We start from the raw sequence: 13,760 nt of genomic DNA, 5'->3' as shown, positions 1-13,760 counted from the left end.
GGCCTGTGGCAAAAGTTCAGCCGGTCAGCTGCAGGGCGCGGCTGCGCGGTGCCAGCACGGCCGTGCCGGACTGCTCCTGCAGCTTGAACACGCTGACCGCTTCCGACAGACTGGCCGCCTGCTGCTGCAAGGCGTCGGCCGCTGCGGCAGCTTCCTCGACCAGGGCGGCGTTCTGCTGCGTCACGCTGTCCATCTGGCTGATGGCGATGCTGATCTGCTCGATGCCGTCGCGCTGCTCGACGCTGGCCACCGAAATTTCACCGATGATGGAAGTCACGCGCTGCACACTGGCCACCACCTCGGTCATGGTCTCGCCGGCCTGCCCGACCAGACGGCTGCCCTCCTCGACCCGGCCGACCGAGGTGCCGATCAGCTCCTTGATCTCGCGCGCGGCCGCCGCCGAGCGCTGCGCCAGGTTGCGCACCTCGGACGCCACCACCGCAAAACCGCGTCCCTGTTCGCCGGCGCGCGCCGCTTCCACCGCCGCGTTCAGCGCCAGGATGTTGGTCTGGAACGCGATGCCATCGATCACCCCGATGATATCGACGATCTTGCGCGAGCTGTCGTTGATCTCGCCCATGGTGCGCACCATCTGCGCCACCGCGTCGCCGCCCCTGGCCGCGACGCTGCTGGCGCTGTCGGCCAGACGGCAGGCCTCGGCCGCGTTCTCGTTATTCTGCTTGACCGTGGTGGTCAGCTCCACCATGGCGGCCGCGGTTTCTTCCAGCGAACTGGCCTGCTGCTCGGTACGGCCCGACAAATCCAGGTTGCCGGCCGCGATCTCCACCGTGGCGCCGTGGATGGTCTCGGTGCCGTGACGCACCTGACCAACGATACTGCTGAGATTATTCTGCATCACCTTGAGCGCGCCCAGCAGGTCACCGATCTCATCGCTGCTGCTGACCCGCACTTCGCTGCTGAGATCGCCGCCGGCGACGGTCTGCGCCACACTCACCGCCTCGTCCAGCGGACGCGTGATGCTGCGGATCAGCCACACCACCGTCACCACGCCCACCACCAGCGTAATCAGCAGGGTCGCGCCCATGGCCAGCATGGCGGCGCGGTGCGCGGCGGCGTTCTCCTGCGCCATGGTCGCGCTCAGCCGCTTGGCCTCGGTGCCGATGTAGGCGACGATGTCATCGATCTTCCTGGTCGGCTCGCGGTCCATGCCCTTGACCAGGGTATCCACCACCCGCGCGCTCGCGGGATTGGCGGCATCGTATTGTTTCAGTGCCTCCAGATAGCGCGCGACCAGTTCGTTCTGGGTCTTGATGGCCTCATCCACCAGCGGCGTGCTGAGCTGGAGCTGGTCAAGCAAGGCATCCAGCTTATGCAGTTCGGCGCGGGTAGTTTCGCCGCCCTGGACGTAAGCCTTGCTGTATTTTTCCAGCTGGGCGGGATCATTGCCGCGGACCAGGATATTCTTCCACTCCTGCACCTGGGTCTTGAATTCGACCTGTGCGCTGCGCGCCGTGTCGATGGCCTGGCTCATGGCGACCGAGCGCGCCATGGCGTCGGCGCTGCGCTGGTTGCTGTTATCGAGCGCGCGCCAGCCTGCGGTGGACACCACGCCCAGCGCGACAAAAAAGAACGCGCCCAGCAACCCCAGACGGACGCCGATCTTGAGATTGGCGAGTTTCATTGTTACCTCCTTGGCAAGGACTCTTGTCCATCATGCACGCGCGGCGCACAAATGCCAATATCGGACGGCGAAAATTCTCGCGGATTCCCGCCGCTACAACAACTCCATGCGGTAAATATTGGTAGGCCGGCCATCCGGCGGCAACACCTTGTGCTCGACAAACGTCAGGCCCAGCTTGGCCAGCAAATTGATCGACACCGTATTGGCCGGGTTGGTGATGCCCATCAGGCGCGGCATGCGCAGCACGTCGCGCGCATACGCCACCACGGCGGAGGCCGCCTCATAAGTATAGCCCTGGCCAAAGTAGGCGGGGCGGATGGCATAGCCGATATCGACTTCCGGCAGGCTGTCGCGCTTGATCAGGCCGCACAAGCCCAGCGGCTGGCCATCGCTCTTGCGCTCCATCACGTACAAGGAATGGCCGAGGCGCTGCTGCATCACGCACGGGCCGTCCAGGATGGCGGTGCGCGCTTCGGCCACGGTGCGGATGCCCTTGTCGCCGATGTGCTCCAGCCAGGTCGGATCGTTCACCAGTTCATAGTAAAACAGGGCATCGTCAGCGTTAATGGTGCGCAGGGTCAGGCGTGGGGTGTCCAGTATTTTCATGCGTCCGGCCAGTGCGAGGGATCAGCCAGCAACTGGTACATCACATAGACGTCCACGTAGCCGAGGTATTGATGACGGTAAGCGCGCGGCAAGGTGCCAACGATGGAAAAGCCCAGCTTCTTCCACAGCAGCACGGCCGGCATATTCGAGCTGACCACGTAATTGAACTGCATTGCCAGATAGCCCTGGGCGCGGGCGCGCTCAAGGCAATCGGCCCCCAGCAGCTTGCCGACACCCACGCCCTGCGCTGCCGGGCTGACCATGAAGGAAGCGTTGGCCACATGGGCGCCGCGGTCGCGCTGGTTGGGGATCAGGCGGTACATGCCGACCAGGCGCTCGCCGTTGAGGATGGCGGCATAGCTCTGCACCCCGGGGCCGAACCAGTAAGCGTGGCAATCTTCACGGCTGGTATCGGCGGCAAAATAATAGGTATCGCCACTGGCGATCAGTTCCTGAAATATTTCCCACATGGGGCCGAAGTCGGCTTCCGTAGCGGGTCGGATGGCGATTTCTTTCAAGGTAACTCCAAGCCGATTAAACAGTGTTCAATTGTCATGTATTTCCGGGTGCAAGTCCAGTTAGCGCCCCAAGCGGAAATCCACCTGCTCCGGCCGCCCCGGCAACGCCAGCTGCGCCTGCGCGCGCGGCGACTGCGCGATGATTTTTCCACGCCGCATCACCAGGCGCCGTGCGGCACGCAAACGGATCGCCTCCACCGGATCGGCCGCGTCCAGCAGCACCAGATCGGCGTGACAGCCTGGCGCCACGCCGTACCCCTCCAGCCCGAGCATGGCGGCCGGGGTACTGGTCACGGCGCGGAAACAATCGCGCATGGCGTCCTGGCCGGTCATCTGCGCCACATGCAGGCCCATGTGCGCCACTTCCAGCATATCGCCCGAGCCCAGGCTGTACCACGGATCCATCACGCAATCGTGGCCGAAGGCGACCGGAACGCCGGCCGCCAGCATTTCCGGCACGCGCGTCATGCCGCGCCGCTTGGGATAAGTATCGTGACGGCCTTGCAGCGTGATATTGATCAGCGGATTGGCGACCGCCGCCACGCCGGCCTCGCGTATCAGCGGCAGCAGCTTGCTGACGTAATAGTTATCCATGGAATGCATCGACGTCAGATGGGAACCGGTCACGCGGCCATGCAGGCCCAGGCGGTTGCTCTGATACGCCAGCGTTTCGATATGGCGCGACAGTGGATCGTCCGACTCGTCGCAATGCATATCCACCATCAGGCCCTGATCGGCGGCGAACTCGCACAAAATGCGCACCGATTCCGCGCCCTCGGCCATGGTGCGCTCGAAATGCGGAATGCCGCCCACCACATCCACGCCCATGGCGATCGCGCGCTTGAGATTGATGAGAGCGTTGGGTGCACGCAGCACGCCATCCTGCGGGAACGCCACCAGTTGCAAATCCAGATACGGCGCCACCCGCCGCTTAACTTCCAGCAACGCCTCCACCGCCAGCAGACGATCGTCGCACACATCCACATGCGAGCGGATCGCCAGCAGGCCGCGCGCCGCCGCCCAGTCGCAGTACTGCAGGGCGCGCTCGATCAGCGCTTGCTGGGTAAGATGCGGCTTGAGCTCGCCCCACAGCGCGATGCCCTCCAGCAGCGTGCCGGACGCATTGACGCGCGGCAGGCCATAGCTGAGCGTGGCATCCATGTGAAAGTGGGCATCGACAAACGGCGCGCTCAGCAGGTCGCCGCCGGCGTCGATCTCCTGCGCCGCCTGCAGCGGCAGGCGCGGGGCGACGGCGGCAATGCGTCCCTGCTCGATGGCGACATCGACTCCGTGCTGCCCGTCGGCCAGATTGGCGTTGCGTATCACGACATCCATCAAGGACTCCATTGATTTAAAGTAAAACCATTGTAGGCATTTTCACCAAAATACACCAATTGTTGCATTGCATTAATTTAGCCTGTGGCAGTCCAGGCGCCATGGTAGAAAAAATAACTTTCCAAGCCAGACAATCGTCGCTAGAATGGACTTATTGCGTTGCATCATAATTTCAGGAGAAACCATGTCTTCGATCACCGAACAGTTTTCCGCAGCCACGAAATCGCAACTTGAAGCGCAGTTCCAGATCCTCAACACCCTTGCCAGCACCGCCGTGGGCAGCGCCGAAAAAGTCATCGCGCTGAACCTGAGCACCACCAAAGCCTCGGTGGAAAAAACCTCGGCAGCGGCCAAAAAGCTGCTGACCGCCACCGACCCGAAAGAATTCTTCACCCTCAGCGCGGCCGAGCCGGCCGGCTTCGACAGCCTGCTGGCCTATGGCCGCGAGCTGTACAGCATCGCCTCGACCGCCCAGAGCGAACTGATCAAAAGCGCCCAAAGCAGCCTGAAGCAAGTAACCGAGCTGGCCGCCGCCAAACCTGCCGCCACCACGCAAAAAACGCCGCCGGCCCTGGCCGCCGCCGTGAGCGCGGCGGTGGAAGCGGTGGCCGCCAACGAGCCGGCTGCCGCGCCGGCGCCGAAAGTGCCGAGAACGCCGAAACCGGTGGCCGCCCCGATCCCGGAAGAAGACAGCTTCATCGAAGTCAAAGCCGACGTGAAGCCATCGTTCCCGGAAGTACCGCCCAAGGCCATCGCCCTGGCGCCGGAAGACAAACCGGCCAAACCCGCCTCCAAAGCCAAAAAATAACGTCGGGAAATTTGGGGTCAGCTCTGACATTCGGACATTGCGGAACTTTTTAAATTTTGAAAAGTTCCAAAATGTCCGAATGTCAGAGCTGACCCCGATTTTTGTGTATCCTAGCGGGCTACACGCTTTCCCGAGGCAACATGTCTAAACTCTCTCGGCTGATCGGCGGCTTTGTCCGCCAGCACAGCCGCGCCTATATTTTGTCCGGCGCCATGCTGGCCGGTGTGGCCACGCTCAGTATCTGGGTGCCGCGCAAGGTCGGCGCCATGATCGATGGCCTGGCCAATCACTCGCTGTCCGGCAATGCGCTGCTGATGGAGATCGGCGCGCTGCTGCTGATCGGCTTCGGCATTTATTTCCTGCGCGTGGCCTGGCGCCAGATTCTGTACGGCGCCGCCTATCAGCTCGGCGTCTCGCTGCGCACCCGCCTGTACACGCGCATGACGCTGCAAGGCCCGGCTTTCTATCAGCGCCAGCGCACCGGCGATTTGATGGCGCTGGCCACCAATGATATCGACGCGATTGAGATGGCCGCCGGCGAGGCGATGCTGGCCGGCTTCGACGGCGCCCTCACGCTGGTGATGGTGCTGGGCGTGATGCTGCTTGGCGTCGACTGGCGCCTGGCTTGCATCGCGCTGCTGCCGTTCCCGCTGATGGCCTGGGCGTTCTGGTATATCTCCGGCCATATCCACACCGCCTCCACCGATTCGCTCAAGCGCTTCAGCGCGCTGAATGACCACGTGCAGGAGACCTTGTCCGGCGTGCGCACGCTGCGCGCCCTTGGCCTGGAACAGCGCAGCGCCAGGCAGTTTTCCGAGCTGGCGTCCAAAGCTTCCGACGCCAGCCTGCGCGCGCAGGTGTGGGAAGCCGCGTACGAACCGGCCGTCGGCCTGACGCTGACCGCCGCCAGCGGCCTGACGCTGGGCCTCGGCGGCTATCTGGTCTGGCACAATCAGCTGACCATCGGCGCGCTGACCGCGTTCACCATGTACCTGGGCCAGCTGATCTGGCCGATGTTTGCCGCCGGCTGGGTGCTGTCGCTGATCGAGCGCGGTCGCGCCGCCTGGCAGCGCCTGCATCCCATGCTGGATGCGCCTCTGGCCATTGACGATCATGGCACGCTGAGCGCCGTGCCGGCCGGCCCGCTGACGCTGCGCGGCATCAGCTATGCCTACGCCGGGCAGACCGCGCCAGCCATCAGCGATATCACGCTGACGCTGCAACCCGGCCAGACCCTGGGCCTGGTCGGTCCCACCGGCAGCGGCAAGTCGACGCTGCTGCGAGTGCTGCTGCGCCAACTGACGCCGCAACACGGCAGCGTCCAGTGGAGCGGCCACGCGCTCGATGCCTACAAGCTGCATGCGCTGCGCGCGGCCATCAGTTGGGTGCCGCAGGAGTCCTTCCTGTTCTCGGCCTCGATTGCAGACAATATCGCGCTGGCCAGGCCGGACGCCACGCGCGCACAGATCGAACACGCCGCCAACCTGGCCGCCATCCACGACGATATCCTGCTGTTCCCGCAAGGATATGACACCCAGGTTGGCGAGAAGGGCATCACGCTGTCCGGCGGCCAGCGCCAGCGCGTGGCGATCGCCCGCGCGCTGTTGGCCGATAACGATTTGCTGCTGCTCGATGATGCGCTGTCGGCGGTCGATACCGGCACCGAGACCCGCATCCTGCAGCACCTGGAAGAACTGCGCGAAGCACGCAAGGGCCGCAGCGCGGTCATCGCCAGCCATCGTCTCAGCTCCGTGGTCAGCGCCGATCTGATTATCGTGCTGCGCGACGGCCGCATCACCGAAACCGGCAATCACGAACAACTGCTTGCACTGGACGGCTGGTATGCCAGCCAGTGGCGCTATCAACAATTGGAAGCCAGTCTCGATGAAGCCTGACCACACCTCCACCACCGGCCAGATGCGCCAGGCGATTTCCCTGCTGCGCCGCGCCGCCCTGCCCGACCAGCATCACTTGTCCTGGGCCGTGCTATGGCTGATCGCCGCCGCGCTGCTGGAGGTGCTTGGCCCCATCATGGGCAAGGCGCTGATCGATGAACACCTGCTGCCGCACCATCTGGACTGGCCGCGCATGGCCGGCCTGCTGGCCGGCGTGGTGCTGACCGGCTGGATCGCCAGCGGCTTGCGCTATCTGCAGCTGGTGCGCCTGTCCGGCCTGGCCATGCGCTCGGTGATGCGCCTGCGCGAGATGGTGTACACCCACGTGCTGCTGCTGCCGATGTCCTTCTTCGACCGCGCCATCACCGGCCAGCTGGTGTCGCGCGTCACCAACGATACCGAGGCGGTCAAGAACCTGTACATCCAGGTGCTGTTCGTGATGCTCGATTCGACCATCGTCCTGATCGGCACCGTGTGCGCCATGGCCTGGCTGGACTGGCGCCTGATGCTGATCGTGCTGGCCCTGCTGCCGGCCGTACTGCTGATCGTCTGGCTGTATCAGCGCTGGAGCGCGCCGGCCGTCACCCGCGCCCGCGCGCTGCGCAGCGAGATCAATGGCCAGATGGCGGAATCGATCGGCGGCATGAGCGTGCTCCAGGCCAGCAACGCCGAGGCCCGCTTCGGCCAGCGCTTCGCCACCACCAATCAGGATCACTACACCGCGCGCCTGGCCGAGCTGCGCGCCAACGCCTGGCTGCTGCGCCCCGCGCTGGATCTGTTCAACATCATCCTGCTGGGCGCCGTGATTTTCATGTTCGGCCACCGCGAGATGACCGCCACCGAGGTCGGCGTGCTGTACGCCTTCATCAGCTACCTGGCGCGCGTGATCGAGCCGCTGATCCAGATCACCATGCAGTTCAGCCAGTTGCAGCAATCGGTGGTGGCCACCGCGCGCGTGGCGACGCTGCTGGATGAAGGCGCTGCGCAGGAGCACGCGCAGCAGGCCGCCCCGCGCGCGGCCGCCGCCAACGACGGCCATCTGCCGGCGGTCGCCATCCGCCACCTCAACTTCGCCTACAACCCAGGCCAGCCGGTGCTGCACGATCTGTCGCTGGAAATCGCGCAGGGCGATTTCGTCGGCATCGTCGGCCACACCGGCAGCGGCAAGTCCACCCTGCTGTCGCTGCTGCTGCGCTTTTATCCGGCGCCGCACGGCAGCATCCTGATGCACGGCCTGCCGCTGGACGCCATCGACAATGAACGCTTCCGCGCCGAAGTGGGCCTGGTGCCGCAAGACCCGTTCCTGCTGGCCGCCTCCGCGCGCGAGAACATCGACATGGGCCGCGGCCTGACGCAGGAGCAGATTGAAGCCGCCGCCCGCGCCGCCCATGCGCACGATTTCATCTCGGCGCTGGAACAGGGTTATGACACGCCGCTGGGCGAAGGCGGCTCGCGCCTGTCGGTCGGGCAGAAGCAGCTGATCGCCATCGCCCGCGCGCTGGCCGGCACGCCGCGCATTTTGCTGCTCGATGAAGCGACCTCGCACATCGATTCGCAAACCGAGCAGATCGTGCAGACCGCGCTGGATGAACTGCGCGGCAAGGTGACGGTGATCGCCATCGCGCACCGCCTGTCCACCATCCGCGACGCCAGCCGCATCATCGTGCTGAATCACGGCCGCATCGCGGAAACCGGCCCGCACGAGCAGCTGATGCAGATAAACGGCGGCTTGTATCAACGCCTATATCTTTTGCAACAATTGGCGGCCTAGGCCGCCAAAAACTGTGCGATTTTCGCGAATTATTCGACTATCTTGAGGCTTTCTCGCTTGCAACAAGCATATAATTGTCTAGACATTGCGGTGCAAGCGCGCGGGGGCATCAAGTTGGCGGGATCGAGAAATGGTGGATGGCGGCACATGAAACGGCGGGCCCTGATTGCAGCTGTTGCGTTGCTGCCAGCGTTGGCGCTGGGCCAGGCCACGCTGGATGAACGCATCCTGGAAATCCGCGAGCAAAGCCGCTTCGTGCCCGACAAGGCGCTGGCCCAGCTGCAAAAACTGCAACCCGAGCTGGCCGCCGCGCCCTCCTACACCCGCGCCGAATTCCTGACCCAGATGAGCGCCACCCGCATGCGGCTGGGGCAAAACGACGTCGCCCTGGACGCGGCCGAACAGGTCATCTCCTTCGGCAAATCGCTGCACGACAATGCCATCATCGCCAAGGGCATGCTGGCCAAGGTCTACGTCTTGTTCGCGCAGGCCGAAGTCGATGCCGCGCACCGCCTCGCCTTTGACGCTGAAAAGCTGGCGCTCACCACCAACGACAATCCGCTCAAGGTGCAGGCCACCATCACCGCCGGCCAGACCTACGCCGAGCAGGGCAACTTCCCCGCCGCGCTGGTCAAGCTGCAGCGCGCGGTGGACATGGCACGCCCGCCCAACGGCGACGCACTGAGCCTGGTGGCGGCGCTCAACGCGCTGGCCAAGCTGCACGTGCAGATGAAGGAGTATGCCAACGCCTCCGAAACCCTGGACGAGCTGCTGGCGGAAACCGAGAAGCTCAATTCGCCGGGCCGCATGTCGATGGCACGCAACACCGAGTACGCGCTGGCGATCGACTCCGGCCAGCCGAAACGCGCCTTGCGCGCGCTGCTGCAAAGCCTGGAGATCGAGCGCAAGATGGGCGCGGAACGCATGGTCGGCGTTACCCTGGTCAACCTGTCGGACAGCTACCTGAAAGAACACGACTACGCGCGCGCGGCCCAGTACGCGCAGGAGTCGCTGCGCTCGACCCAGCTGACCAACGACAAATCGGTCGAAGCCACCGCGCGCCTGAACATCGCCCAGGCCTACCTCGGCATGGGCCGCATTGCCGAGGGCAAGAAGCAGTATGAGCTGGGACTGGCGCGCTATGAACAGGAAAACAACAAGCCGGATCTGCAAGCGGCCCTGCGCGAATATGGCGAAGCGCTGGAGCGCGCCGGCGACATGGCCGGCGCGGTGCAGGCTTATCACCGCGAGCGCGCCATTTCCGACGAGCTGTTTGAAAAGCGCCGTCAGCAAGCCATGCTGGAGCTGCAGGAAAAATACGAGACCGAGAAAAAACAGCGCCAGATCGAGCTGCTGAGCCGCGAGAATCAGGTGAAAGGCGCGGAGATCGACAACCGCCGCCTGCAGCAGCGCGTGTGGTGGCTGCTGGCCCTGGTGTTTGCGCTGGCTGCCGCCGTGGTCGGCCTGTTGTACCGCAAGGTGCGCCACACCAACGCGCAGCTGGAAGTGAAGAATCTGGAACTGAAGGCGCAGTCCACGCTCGACCCGCTGACCTCCTTGTACAACCGCCGCCACTTCCAGGACTTCATGCGCAGTCTGAATGCCAGGGAGCGGCAGGACGACATCGTCGGCGCCCTGTTCCTGCTGGACGTCGACCACTTCAAGCATATCAACGACAACTACGGCCACGCCGCCGGCGACGCCGTGCTGAAGATGATCGCCGAGAACTTGCGCGTCGCGCTGCGCGAAACCGACATGATCGTGCGCTGGGGCGGCGAGGAATTCCTGGCCTTCCTGCCGGCCATCCCGCGTCATGGCGTGGATGAAATCGCGCGCCGCATCCTGTTGAGCATTTCGTCGCAATCGCTCAAGTACCAGGAGCACGAGATTTCAGTGAATGTCTCGGTCGGCTTCTCGCCGTTCCCGCTGGCGCCGGGCAGTGAGCCGCTGCCGTGGGAGCGCGCGGTCAACCTGGTCGACATGGCGCTGTATCTGGCCAAGGCGCACGGCCGCAACCGCGCCTACGGCGTGCGCGGCTTCGAGAATTTCCACCTGACGTCGATGGAAGCGATCGAACAGGATCTGGAGCGCGCCTGGCGCGCCGGCTTTGTCGACCTGAGCGTGGTGCTGGGCGGCGATCCCGGCACCCATCCCACCACGCCGACCGAGCACACCAATGTGGTCTCCATCAAGCAAGCCGCGCAAAAGCACTGATTACTTCTTGGCTTCGCGCTCCTCGGCGGCCGATTGCATCTTCTCGCCGGCCTGTTCCAGCTTGCGGCCGGCTTCCTTGGTGGCTTCGTTGAGTTTTTCGCTGGCCTTGTCGCTGGCCTGATCGAGGCGCTGGCTGGTTTCCCTGGCCGCATCATTGAGCTGCTGGCTGGCTTGCTGGGCAGCGTTATCGAGCTTCTGGCCAGCCTGTTCGGTGGCCTGGTCGATCTTGCGGCCGGCGCGTTCAGCCGGACCGGCCTCGCTCGGATCATCCTTTTTCTGGCAGGCGCCCAGCAGCGCCAGCGCCGCCACCATTACCGCGATATAACGCATAATTATCTCCTGAAAGAATGGGTTCTTTCCAGGAGCATACAACGGCGCGGGAAAGCGCAGCGCACTGCTTATTCGGCAACGATTTTCTTGGGCGGGGGCGGCGGCGCGAAGTCGATCTGCTCCGATGCCGGCGCGCTGTCGAGGGCGTCGGATTTTTCCAGCCAGTTGCGCAGTTTTTCCATGCGGCGGATCAGGATGCCCTTGTTGCTGATGTAGCCCACCTGCTCGAAATTATCCGGCTTGCTGATCATCTTGGACACGGTCGGCAGATTTTCCGCCAGCCGTTCGAACGCCTTGCGCGCCTTCTGCTCCCACTTGACGAGGTTAGGCTCGTTGAAGCGGTTGCTCTCGTAGTAGATGGTTAAGGTTCGGTCATGATTGCCATAACCGACAATCGCCGCCCCCATGCGCACGGCGTCCAGCACGTCGCCCTTGATGGCGGCGGTCGGCACGAACAACGCTGCGCGCCCGGTGGCATCGGGTCGCTCCAGCGGCAAATCCTGTCCCATTAATACGGTCATCTTGCTTCCTGTTGTTATCGCCGTGAAGTTGCTGGTAGGCTATTTTTTAATTCTATATCGCACTTCCGGGCATTACAAGGAGAAAGCGCAGGCGGGCCAGCCCTTATAATGCGGGCTGATCCATCTGAACCACGCATCATGACGTCCACCCTGCCCCCCTCCGCGGTCGATAGCGCCGAACGCAATCTGCGCGACACGCTGACCCACGCCATCGAACACCGCGCCGCGCACGCCGCGCTGATCGTCTACGACACCCGCACCGAGCTGAATCGCGTGCTGACCGCGGCTTATCGCCGCGTGGTGCCGGAAGCGCAGTTCATCGATTTCGACAGCACCACGCCGGACGTCATCCTGGGCATCTTTGAACGGCTGCAGGCCGGCGACCTGGTGGTGCTGGTGCAATCGACCAGCTTCCGCATGGACGCTTACCGCATCCGCATCGAGTTGTTCAAGCGCGGGCTGAAAGTGATCGAGCACGTGCACCTGTCGCGCATGGCGGGCGAGCAAGGCTTGCACTACATCGATTCGCTGGCCTACGACCCCGCCTATTATCGCGGCGTCGGCCACGCGCTGAAAGCGCGCATCGACAGCGCGCGCCATGGCGCGGTAGACAGCGGCAATGGCGCGCGGCTGGTGTTTGCCTCGCCGTTTGAATCGGCCAAGCTGAATATCGGCGACTACAGCGGCATGAATAATATCGGCGGCCAGTTCCCGCTGGGCGAAGTCTTCACCGAAGCGCAGGACCTGGAAGCGGTGAGCGGGCGGGCGCGCATCTTCGTGTTTGGGGACACCAGATTCCTGGTCAACCGTCCAGCAACGCCGATCACCATCATTGTCGACAAAGGCCGCGTGGTGGGCACGGAAAACAGCACGCCGGAGTTTGAAAACATGCTGTACATCATCCGCGAGCATGAAGGCGAAGTGTGGTTGCGCGAACTGGGCTTCGGCATGAACCGCGCCTTCTCGCGCGACTGCATGGTGGACGACATCGGCACCTATGAGCGCATGTGCGGCATCCACCTGTCGCTGGGCGCCAAGCACGGCGTCTACACCAAGCCGCAACTGAGACGCAAGGACGCCCGCTACCACATCGACGTCTTCGCCGTCACCGAAGGCGTCTATCTGGACGACCAGCGCGTGTACCGCGACGGCGCCTGGCAGATTTAAAGCAAGCCGGCAGCATCAAGTTCGCGGTCCCACGGCGGCACCGGGTGGTATGTGGCGATCAGGAAGTCGATCAGGGCGCGCACTTTGGGAGAGGGCTGGCGGCTGGCGGGATACAAGGCGCTCAGGTAATTCAGCGGCAGTTCCCAGTCGCTCAGGACCGGCACCAGGGTGCCCTCTTTCAGGCTGCGCCAGGCCAGGAAGGTGGTGTTGTAGACGATGCCCAGCCCGCGCTGCGCGGCTTGTTGCAGCACCAGGCCGTTGTTGGCGGTGAACGCGGCCGGCACGCGTACCGATTGCTGCTCATCGCCGCGCCTGAAATGCCATTGGGTGCCGTCGGTCAGGTGGCTGAAGTGCAGGCAGCGGTGCTGCTGCAGATCCTGCGGCGTGCGCGGCACGCCGTGCCGTTCCAGATAGCCCGGCGAGGCGCACAACACGCCGCGGCATGGCGCCAGCGGCCGTATGGCCAGCGCGTGCACGTCCGGAATGCCGCCCACCCGTATGGTCAGATCAAAACCATGCTCGATCGGATCGAGCAGCGCGTCGTCCACGTACAACAGCGGCTCCAGCAGCGGATGCTGCAGCGCGAACTGCGCCACCGCGCCGGCCAGCCACTCGCTGCCAAAACTGGACGGCGCCTGTATCCGCAGCGGCCCGGCCAGATCATCCCCGGCCTGCGCCACCACCCGCGCCGCTTCCTGCGCCTGCGCCACCGTCGCCATGCACGGCGCCAGATAGGCCTGGCCGACGTCGGTCAGGCTGACTTCCCGCGTCGAGCGGTGCAGCAGTCGCGCCTGCAGCTTGTCCTCCAGTTGCAGGATGTGCTTGCTGACCATGGCGCGCGTCAGCCCGAGGCGGCGCCCGGCCTCGCTAAAACTGCGCAACCTTGCCACCTCGACAAATATTTCCATTGCCCGTAACTGATCCATGCGGCCATTGTCTTCATTCTGGCGACA

At 64.1% G+C, this 13,760-nt stretch carries 12 protein-coding genes; 5 read left to right on the top strand and 7 right to left on the bottom strand.

The genetic code is table 11. The features are described from left to right. Positions 1-16: 16 nt before the first annotated feature. The 4 genes from ABDW57_RS04015 to ABDW57_RS04000 all read right to left on the bottom strand — a co-directional run bounded on the left by ABDW57_RS04015 (position 17) and on the right by ABDW57_RS04000 (position 4,101). Positions 17-1,642 carry a methyl-accepting chemotaxis protein gene (locus ABDW57_RS04015; RefSeq protein ID WP_343728913.1) on the bottom strand — a complete coding sequence of 542 codons (1,626 nt, stop codon included), beginning with the start codon at positions 1,640-1,642 and terminating at the stop codon, positions 17-19. Positions 1,643-1,735: 93 nt separating this feature from the next. Continuing rightward, positions 1,736-2,248, bottom strand: coding sequence for a GNAT family N-acetyltransferase (locus tag ABDW57_RS04010; RefSeq protein ID WP_343728912.1), 513 nt, complete (start codon positions 2,246-2,248; stop codon positions 1,736-1,738). Further along, positions 2,245-2,766, bottom strand: a complete 522-nt coding sequence (locus ABDW57_RS04005) for a GNAT family N-acetyltransferase (RefSeq protein ID WP_343728911.1) — start codon at positions 2,764-2,766, stop codon at positions 2,245-2,247. The genes ABDW57_RS04010 and ABDW57_RS04005 overlap by 4 nt, the downstream gene beginning before the upstream one ends. A gap of 60 nt (positions 2,767-2,826) precedes the next feature. Further along, positions 2,827-4,101: an amidohydrolase family protein gene (locus ABDW57_RS04000; RefSeq protein WP_343728910.1), complete on the bottom strand. Its 1,275-nt coding sequence runs from the start codon at positions 4,099-4,101 to the stop codon at positions 2,827-2,829. Between the two features lie 184 nt (positions 4,102-4,285). Between ABDW57_RS04000 and ABDW57_RS03995 the strand changes: the two genes are divergently transcribed. The 4 genes from ABDW57_RS03995 (at position 4,286) to ABDW57_RS03980 (ending at position 10,789) form a co-directional block, all read left to right on the top strand. Further along, positions 4,286-4,909 carry a phasin family protein gene (locus ABDW57_RS03995; protein WP_343728909.1) on the top strand — a complete coding sequence of 208 codons (624 nt, stop codon included), beginning with the start codon at positions 4,286-4,288 and terminating at the stop codon, positions 4,907-4,909. 140 nt (positions 4,910-5,049) lie between these two features. After that, a complete protein-coding gene (locus ABDW57_RS03990) occupies positions 5,050-6,804 on the top strand; it encodes an ABC transporter transmembrane domain-containing protein (protein WP_343728908.1) in 1,755 nt (584 codons plus the stop codon). Next, positions 6,794-8,575 carry an ABC transporter transmembrane domain-containing protein gene (locus ABDW57_RS03985; protein WP_343728907.1) on the top strand — a complete coding sequence of 594 codons (1,782 nt, stop codon included), beginning with the start codon at positions 6,794-6,796 and terminating at the stop codon, positions 8,573-8,575. The genes ABDW57_RS03990 and ABDW57_RS03985 overlap by 11 nt, the downstream gene beginning before the upstream one ends. A gap of 147 nt (positions 8,576-8,722) precedes the next feature. Next, positions 8,723-10,789: a diguanylate cyclase gene (locus tag ABDW57_RS03980; RefSeq protein WP_343728906.1), complete on the top strand. Its 2,067-nt coding sequence runs from the start codon at positions 8,723-8,725 to the stop codon at positions 10,787-10,789. On the opposite strand, the gene ABDW57_RS03975 is transcribed toward ABDW57_RS03980, so the two are convergent. Beyond that, positions 10,790-11,119 carry an apolipophorin gene (locus tag ABDW57_RS03975; RefSeq protein ID WP_343728905.1) on the bottom strand — a complete coding sequence of 110 codons (330 nt, stop codon included), beginning with the start codon at positions 11,117-11,119 and terminating at the stop codon, positions 10,790-10,792. It lies immediately after the preceding gene. A 68-nt stretch (positions 11,120-11,187) separates the two neighbouring features. Then, on the bottom strand, positions 11,188-11,640 hold the full coding sequence (locus ABDW57_RS03970) for a hypothetical protein (protein WP_343728904.1): 453 nt from the start codon (positions 11,638-11,640) through the stop codon (positions 11,188-11,190). 138 nt (positions 11,641-11,778) lie between these two features. Here ABDW57_RS03970 and ABDW57_RS03965 point away from each other — a divergent pair, with 138 nt between their 5' ends. Next, positions 11,779-12,807, top strand: a complete 1,029-nt coding sequence (locus tag ABDW57_RS03965; RefSeq protein ID WP_343728903.1) for a hypothetical protein — start codon at positions 11,779-11,781, stop codon at positions 12,805-12,807. On the opposite strand, the gene ABDW57_RS03960 is transcribed toward ABDW57_RS03965, so the two are convergent. Next, on the bottom strand, positions 12,804-13,715 hold the full coding sequence (locus ABDW57_RS03960) for a LysR family transcriptional regulator (RefSeq protein WP_343728902.1): 912 nt from the start codon (positions 13,713-13,715) through the stop codon (positions 12,804-12,806). The genes ABDW57_RS03965 and ABDW57_RS03960 overlap by 4 nt on opposite strands. Positions 13,716-13,760 lie beyond the last annotated feature (45 nt).

Origin of the sequence: Duganella sp., assembly GCF_039595735.1 — a bacterium.
GTDB lineage: Bacteria > Pseudomonadota > Gammaproteobacteria > Burkholderiales > Burkholderiaceae_D > Rugamonas.
Note: the sequence above shows the minus strand (reverse complement) of the source record. Positions and strands in the feature narration are given on the sequence as shown.

Excerpts from the sequence above, each read along its gene's own strand:
- ABDW57_RS03990 (WP_343728908.1), top strand. The coding sequence starts at position 5,050 with ATGTCTAAACTCTCTCGGCTGATCGGCGGCTTTGTCCGCCAGCACAGC.
- ABDW57_RS04010 (WP_343728912.1), bottom strand. The coding sequence starts at position 2,248 with ATGAAAATACTGGACACCCCACGCCTGACCCTGCGCACCATTAACGCT.
- ABDW57_RS03995 (WP_343728909.1), top strand. The coding sequence starts at position 4,286 with ATGTCTTCGATCACCGAACAGTTTTCCGCAGCCACGAAATCGCAACTT.
- ABDW57_RS03975 (WP_343728905.1), bottom strand. The coding sequence starts at position 11,119 with ATGCGTTATATCGCGGTAATGGTGGCGGCGCTGGCGCTGCTGGGCGCC.
- ABDW57_RS03985 (WP_343728907.1), top strand. The coding sequence starts at position 6,794 with ATGAAGCCTGACCACACCTCCACCACCGGCCAGATGCGCCAGGCGATT.
- ABDW57_RS04000 (WP_343728910.1), bottom strand. The coding sequence starts at position 4,101 with ATGGATGTCGTGATACGCAACGCCAATCTGGCCGACGGGCAGCACGGA.
- ABDW57_RS03965 (WP_343728903.1), top strand. The coding sequence starts at position 11,779 with ATGACGTCCACCCTGCCCCCCTCCGCGGTCGATAGCGCCGAACGCAAT.
- ABDW57_RS04015 (WP_343728913.1), bottom strand. The coding sequence starts at position 1,642 with ATGAAACTCGCCAATCTCAAGATCGGCGTCCGTCTGGGGTTGCTGGGC.
- ABDW57_RS03980 (WP_343728906.1), top strand. The coding sequence starts at position 8,723 with ATGAAACGGCGGGCCCTGATTGCAGCTGTTGCGTTGCTGCCAGCGTTG.
- ABDW57_RS03970 (WP_343728904.1), bottom strand. The coding sequence starts at position 11,640 with ATGACCGTATTAATGGGACAGGATTTGCCGCTGGAGCGACCCGATGCC.
- ABDW57_RS03960 (WP_343728902.1), bottom strand. The coding sequence starts at position 13,715 with ATGGAAATATTTGTCGAGGTGGCAAGGTTGCGCAGTTTTAGCGAGGCC.